The following is a 2,209-nucleotide window of genomic DNA, read 5'->3' as shown; positions in this document are numbered from 1 at the left end:
CATTCCGAGCCGTACTCGGCCCGCTGCTCCACCACCATACGAACCGCCCGCTCGCGGACTTCAGGTGAAAATTTGTTGGTTGTCTTGCTCATAACGGATGCTCCTTCTCACAAGTTGGAGCCTCCTGAAAACCCGGGGCGCTTCAAGGACTCTATGAGGGCAAGGATCGTGCGAGTGGCGCCGCCAAGTGGACGGCAACTCCGGTGGACCTCGCCTTCGGCTCGAACTCGGAGCTGCGCGCGGTTGCGGAGGTCTATGCGTCCGATGATGCGAAGCAGAAGTTCATTGCTGACTTCGTTGCCGCATGGACCAAGGTAATGAACGCCGATCGGTTCTGATCTGCCTCCGGCAAAACCCGTGGCTCGCGGTGGCAGGCTTTCAAACGCCTGCCACCGCGAGCAATCAAACACCGGAATAACGCAAATGAAAACTTCAATCGCCATGGCTCTGGCAGCGGTAGTTGCCGCCGGGGCGACCGCCATTTCCACCGAGGCCAGCGCGGATTCCATACCTGTTAGGCCCGCAGGCTTTTCTCAATGTGCCGGATGTCATTCGACCGAAGCAGGCAAGACAGTATTTGGTCCCAGCCTGTCCAGTGTTTCTGGACGGCGTGCCGGAAGTTTACCGGGCTTCGCTTACAGCACGGCGTTGAAATCATCGGGCCTGACATGGAATGCAAAAGCGCTAGATCGCTGGCTCACATCCCCTCAACAAACGGTGCCCGGCACTCGCATGCCATTCGCCGGGATTTCCGATCCCGTCGTTCGCAAATCCGTGGTAGACTATCTCCTCTCGTTGCGATGAGTTTATGCCTGCTGGCACCGTCGGGAAGTCTGCAAAAGCCGGTTCGTTAGACGCTCGACTGCACGAGGTATTGCCATCGCTATCCGATTTTGGCCATAAGTCGACCGGCCGCCCCTTGCTCAGCTGCTAGATTGCGATTGTATGCAAGTGGCATTCGCGGCGACTTCCATCGCAAAGCATCCATGATACCCGCGAGATCCTCGCCACTCGCAAACAAATCCTGGTTCAGCCCTATCCGCGTTGAATGCGCGCTGATCCCCTTAAGCAACCGCGCCAGATCCTCGGTCGTGAGGTCGGGCAGCGCGCCTCGGTCAAACGCCCGTTGAATGATCGACCGGAAGATTGGCCCGATCGATCCAGGGTGCAGTGCCACGGCGCCGATATCATACTCGACCCGCGCCCTCACCGCGGGCTTGGAGAGCGTCTTGCGCAGATCCCAGGTTTCGCGGCCAGAAATGCTGTCAATCGGCCGACCGCGCACGGCGGCGCGTGCCTTGTATCGCCGCACCTGCACCCGCCGGAACAGCTGGCCCGCCGTGATCTCGGCGGCCTCGGTCCAGGCCGCGATCGCCGCCACGGTGCGCGGGCTGAGGTAAGCGGTCGCCCCCTCCCCGTCTTGATCACCCTTGTGACGCAAGATCTGCAGCAGCCGCGCCTCGGGATCGATCGCCTCCTCGATATGCTCGACCGCGACTGCCACGAGCTCGGAGGCGCGCAGCCCGGTATCATAGGCAGCCGACAGCAGCGCCCGATCGCGCAGGCCCGGCATATCGTCGCCGCAGCTTTCGAGCAGGGCGCGGATGTTGAGCCCGCGTGCCTTATCGCGCTCGACGTCGCGCACCGGCCCTTTGAACCGCAAGGGCCGCGCCTGCTTCTGCGCTGCCCCTTTCTCACGGCGCACAGCCTGCAGCCGCAGCTTGACCAATGGGGCGGGCGTTGGATCCTTGAGATCGAGCAGCTGATGGATCTTGGCGATCGACGCCTTGTAGCGGGAGAGCGACGCCGGCTGGCTCCCCCTCTCCGCCCGCGCATCGAGATAATCGGCCACGGCCTCGGCCGTCGCCGGCAGCGCGATCCGATTGCTGCGCCGGCACCAGGCATCGAACGCCTCGATGTCGGATCTGAGTGCACGGATGCTGTGGGGCGACGAGGCGGCCTGATAGGCGGCGATCAGCGCCTCGTTGACGGTGATGCGCTCACCTGCACGCATCTGTACGATCGTCCTGAGGTTGTCGCAACGGATGTTATCTGAATTGCGCTAAGCGAGTACAGATAGCGAACATGTGCTTGCATCAAGTGGCCCCGCTCGTCCGTGCCAGGTTGAGCGGTCGCCGTTTAGCTGGCATCGCGGCCGCGCGATCCCATAGGAAGTCGCCTGAGAAGGCGATATGCCCCCAGCCAACGG

2 protein-coding genes and 1 pseudogene are annotated in these 2,209 nt (G+C 62.3%); 2 read left to right on the top strand and 1 reads right to left on the bottom strand.

Annotated elements, in window-relative coordinates:
- Positions 1 to 146: 146 nt before the first annotated feature.
- Positions 147 to 338: pseudogene (locus KRZ98_RS21125) on the top strand (catalase/hydroperoxidase HPI(I)); the annotation flags it as partial.
- Between the two features lie 85 nt (positions 339 to 423).
- Positions 424 to 804: a cytochrome c family protein gene (locus tag KRZ98_RS21120; RefSeq protein WP_217675194.1), complete on the top strand. Its 381-nt coding sequence runs from the start codon at positions 424 to 426 to the stop codon at positions 802 to 804.
- 79 nt (positions 805 to 883) lie between these two features.
- Here KRZ98_RS21120 and KRZ98_RS21115 read toward each other — a convergent pair whose 3' ends face one another.
- Positions 884 to 2,047 carry a site-specific integrase gene (locus KRZ98_RS21115; protein WP_368389859.1) on the bottom strand — a complete coding sequence of 388 codons (1,164 nt, stop codon included), beginning with the start codon at positions 2,045 to 2,047 and terminating at the stop codon, positions 884 to 886.
- Between the last annotated feature and the right edge of the window lie 162 nt (positions 2,048 to 2,209).

Source organism: Sphingobium sp. AS12 (assembly GCF_019097845.1).
In the GTDB taxonomy this organism is placed as follows: domain Bacteria; phylum Pseudomonadota; class Alphaproteobacteria; order Sphingomonadales; family Sphingomonadaceae; genus Sphingobium.
This window is presented reverse-complemented; position numbering and strand designations above follow the sequence as displayed.